1 protein-coding gene is annotated in these 592 nt (G+C 60.6%); it reads right to left on the minus strand.

The genetic code is table 11. The features are described from left to right. Positions 1 to 513, minus strand: a 513-nt coding sequence (locus ABTU92_RS30700; protein ID WP_408095301.1) for a DUF5131 family protein, incomplete at its 3' end; no start/stop codon positions are given. Positions 514 to 592: the final 79 nt, after the last annotated feature.

Raw genomic sequence — 592 nt, forward strand, 5'->3', positions numbered from 1 at the left:
AGGCTCGTAGGACACGAAACGAACGACAGCCGGCACGGCTGCCAAGACGGGCCAACGCTGATCGTAGCGCTCCTGGTCCTCCGCCGTGATGCCGAGCCAGACGTTCGGATAGCCATCCTGCCAATCGGGAGGAAGCATCTTGCCAATGTTTTGGGGGCGCTTGGTGAGCAGGAGCCAATCGAGCCGCGGGCAGTCTTTGATCAACGTGAACAGATCGGACCGCCATGCGCCGGTGACTTTGTTATCGAACACGTCCGCCAGGCTCGCGCAGAACACGCGTTGCCGGCGCCTATGTTCGGCAAAGAAGACGTCCGCCCGCGCGTTCCAGATTCGCGGGCCCTTCCAATAATCGGACGTCGTCCGTTTCCGGCGATGATTGCCCCACTTCACCAGCCCGGAGCGTTTCGACCATGCCTCGGCGTAGCAATGGTCGCAGCCCGGGCTGATCTTCGTGCATCCGGTCCACGGATTGAAGGTGTGGTCGGTCCACTCGATCTTCGAATGCTCGGCCATCGCCTTCTCCACTCCGATTCGTATCAATCTTCTGGATTTCCACCGTAAAGTCACGTGGAACGCCTTCCCGAACTGGCGG

This window comes from Rhodoplanes sp. SY1 (assembly GCF_046000175.1).
Classification (GTDB): domain Bacteria; phylum Pseudomonadota; class Alphaproteobacteria; order Rhizobiales; family Xanthobacteraceae; genus Rhodoplanes.